The sequence below is a fragment of the Candidatus Poribacteria bacterium genome, from assembly GCA_021162805.1.
Taxonomy (GTDB): domain Bacteria; phylum Poribacteria; class WGA-4E; order B28-G17; family B28-G17; genus JAGGXZ01.
In genome coordinates this window covers 1-3,290 of sequence record JAGGXZ010000163.1, presented here as the reverse complement: position 1 = coordinate 3,290, position 3,290 = coordinate 1, and the positions used below count along the sequence as shown (strand labels likewise).

The window sequence follows — 3,290 nt, the reverse complement described above, 5'->3', positions numbered from 1 at the left end:
TTTGAAAACGTCGGCATAGATAACCCTGCTGTCCTTGGGATCAACGGCTATGGTGATCGGCGGAGTTCGATACGGCCATATCTTCACCCAACTCCATCCCCCGTCATCGCTTTTGAAGAGTCCTTTAGACGTTCCGGCATAGATTATCCTCTCATCCTTCGGATCTATCGCCATGGAAATCACGGTGGGAGCCGGTCCTGGGCCGACACGGATGTTCCGCCAGCTTTTCCCTTCATTCACCGTCTTGTACATCCCCTCGTTATTGACTCCGACGTATATCGTGTGGTTGATCGCAGCTATGCATCTGGCGTTTTTGAATAGAATCCTTTTCCAGGAGACGGCGGGGAAAGCGAGTGAGTGGTGGAGCAGAATCCCGATGGTGGCTAATATCAATGTAATCCTTCCGATCTTCATGTTTTCACCCTCCTATAGGAGGGGTCAGTTCATGTCTTTGAGCTGACCCCATCAGAGGTTAATCACCACATCCTCTTACATCTTGATACCACCCCAGATATCGAGAAACTTGCCTAAGGGACTCACCGAGTGGAAAGGCTTCCTAGGCGCCAGTTCCAACCTCCATACACTCCCACCTCCAGAGGCATAGAGATAGTTCGGGTCCCACTTGCTGATCGCCAAACCGGTGACGCCGATGTCTTGAAATCCCTTTCCCAATGGCTCCCAATTCTCGCCTTCATCTACGCTTCGGAAAATTCCCTCTCCCCTTAAACCCACATATATTATCCGAGGGTCCACTGGATCGATCAGTACGAAATCCCCGCTGACTCCTTTCGGCAACCCTCCCTCCATCAGATTCCATCTCTCCCCGCCGTCTTCGCTTTTATAAACCCCTTTCTTCCCGCAGGCATAAAGCACCCCATCTCGAATGGGGCTGACAACGATCTGATAAAGCTCCTCCTCACCCTCCACTTTTATCCTCTTCCAACTCCTCCCCCCATCTTCGCTTTTAAAAGCACGGGCGGAGAAGGTCACCACATAGATGGTGTTCTCCTCCTTAGGATCTATCGCTATCCGATAAGGAGGAAAGGAGCCATCGACGCCATCGAAGTATTTCTCCCAGCTCCTCCCTCCATCCTCGCTCTTATACTCTCCCGCATAGATGATATCCGGATCTTTAGGGTTGATTACCAAACCCATTGAGACGCCCTTCTTTATCATCGCCCAGGACAATCCCCTGTCGGTGCTCTTATATAGATCGCCGTTCCTTATGGCATAGAGGATCGCCGTATTTTGGGGATCGATCGCTATGTCATATACGGTGCCGGGCAGGGGAATACCATTGTTCCTCCTCGACCAGTTTTTCCCTCTATCTTCGGTTGCGAATATGCCTTCGTTAACAGCGCCGACGTATATGAGAGGTCCTTGAGGATCTGGAACGATACACCACACATGCACGCCATCCAATATCTTTCTCCATCTGAATGAAACGGCGCATGCAATAGATGTGATGAGAAGCACCCAGAGGAAGATTAAAGCGAAGTGCATACCTTTCCGATTCATCAGAATTTACCTAATCAAGATAATCGGCTGGAAAGCCATAGCCTCCAGCCGATTGAAAGTTTATGGTGCATATACGCAACCTTGATGTGCGTTATTGGTGCAGAACCACTGCTGCCCACCAGGTGGTGGATTAGGTATCGGGCAACAATAAACCGTCTCACACCATGTGATCCCATCAGGACAGTATCCGGCTGCATGAGCGATTTTGGGTGTTAAGATCAGGGCGGCTAGTGAAAAAGTAGCTACCAGTGTGGCGGTTGATAGTGCTGTTCTGCTTCCGACCCTTCCTTCCTCCGACAGAATGAATCTCATCGCTTTCTGTCTCGCTATCAGCCTGATGTGTCCCGGAACCATACCTCCTCACCTCCTTTCTTTTTAAGATTCACTCACAAAGCCCGCCTCCTCCCCTTCCGGCTACCCTCCACACCGATATCCTCCTGCCGTTAAGGAGGAGGGTCGGCGAGCCCCTTATCCCAAGCTCATTTCCCCTCTTTATGTTCTCCTCAAACCATCTCAACCCCTCCCCGCTCTCCATCACATCGTTCACCCTCATAACGTCTATCCCTACCTTCCTGGCACACTTAACCCACGGTTCCCTCAGGTTCCCCGCCCTACAAAGCAGATAATCGAAAAACTTCTCAGGGAAGATCCTCTGTATCACAACCTGTCTTATGTCCTCCACCACCTCAGCCTTCCCATGCAGGCTCCTAAAAGGCAGCTCGTCCCCCTTGGCTTTCTCATCCCTCTCGGCTATGAAGTAGATCTTAAAATCGACCTTATCAAGATACTTCCTCACCTTCGGGATCAACCTCCTCTCCGCCTCCAACCCGAAAGGACAGAAGCTCATTACAAAAAGCTCAAGCTGGGGTTTCAGCGTCCCTCTGCTGTGCTGAGCTATAAGCTGGTCAAAGCTGACCTTCTTCCGCGAATGATCCACCTCCTTCCAAAGCAAATCCTCTAATCTATCAAATCCCGGTGAGTGATCCGGTGTGTGGCAGCGGAGACATGCCTTTGGGTTAAGCTTCCCACTGATGTTCTCTTTCGTCGGGTTAAATACATGTCTCTTACCCGGACCATGGCACGACTCACATCCCACCCCTGCTAACTTCCTACTCCTTTCATCCCCTATCTGATATCCCGTCTCATAGCCGAACCCAGTCGTATGGCAGATGAGGCAATCAGGATAAAAATATCTGTTCCTCCTGAGAAGCGTTCTGTATGCGCCTGCATGGGGTGTCTGCGACCATTGCTCGTATTCATCAGCGTGACATGAACGGCACTCCTCTGAACCGATATATCTATTGCCGTTAAGCGATCGGAGCTTCCCTCCTCTTTGAAATCCTCTGTCCTGTGCCACTGTTCTGTAAAATTGATTCAGGATACCCCTTATCTCCTGATCATCCGGCACATCATCTCCCAGCAGTATACTCCCTGAGGAGGTTTTCATTGAAGGCAGTTTCACAGCCAAAAACCCAAGCTTTTCACCTTTAGGACTTGAGAAGAGAAGATGCGTGTCGCCGATCTTTTCACGATCACCGCTTTCGCTTGAGATGATGTAATCGATCCCCCTAGCTCTTCCGGCAACCTCCCGAATCTCCGATGTGGATAGGTTAGAGAGAAGCAGGACTATATCCGCCTCCTTCCTGTGTTTTTGATAAACTAAAAGGGGGCCATTCTGAGGGATTTTGACAATTGAAAAGGGGGCCACCAGATCAAAACTCTGCTATCATTAGAGGATCAAAACTCTGATGATAGTGGAGGAGGAGATGACC

The 3,290-nt window shown here is 50.2% G+C and carries 4 protein-coding genes; all 4 read right to left on the bottom strand.

Annotation, left to right across the window (positions count from 1 at the left end; translation table 11 throughout):
* The coding region (locus J7M22_12530; protein ID MCD6507432.1) for a hypothetical protein at positions 1 to 414 on the bottom strand (414 nt) is incomplete at its 3' end.
* 75 nt (positions 415 to 489) lie between these two features.
* The gene (locus J7M22_12525) at positions 490 to 1,518 is read right to left on the bottom strand and encodes a hypothetical protein (GenBank protein MCD6507431.1); all 1,029 of its coding nucleotides are present in this window, start codon (positions 1,516 to 1,518) and stop codon (positions 490 to 492) included.
* 60 nt (positions 1,519 to 1,578) lie between these two features.
* A complete protein-coding gene (locus J7M22_12520) occupies positions 1,579 to 1,872 on the bottom strand; it encodes a hypothetical protein (GenBank protein MCD6507430.1) in 294 nt (97 codons plus the stop codon).
* A 28-nt stretch (positions 1,873 to 1,900) separates the two neighbouring features.
* Positions 1,901 to 3,226 carry a hypothetical protein gene (locus J7M22_12515; GenBank protein ID MCD6507429.1) on the bottom strand — a complete coding sequence of 442 codons (1,326 nt, stop codon included), beginning with the start codon at positions 3,224 to 3,226 and terminating at the stop codon, positions 1,901 to 1,903.
* Positions 3,227 to 3,290 lie beyond the last annotated feature (64 nt).

Bases quoted from the DNA above. Each gene is read 5' to 3' on its own strand.
- J7M22_12525 (MCD6507431.1), bottom strand. From the start codon at position 1,518: ATGAATCGGAAAGGTATGCACTTCGCTTTAATCTTCCTCTGGGTGCTT.
- J7M22_12520 (MCD6507430.1), bottom strand. From the start codon at position 1,872: ATGGTTCCGGGACACATCAGGCTGATAGCGAGACAGAAAGCGATGAGA.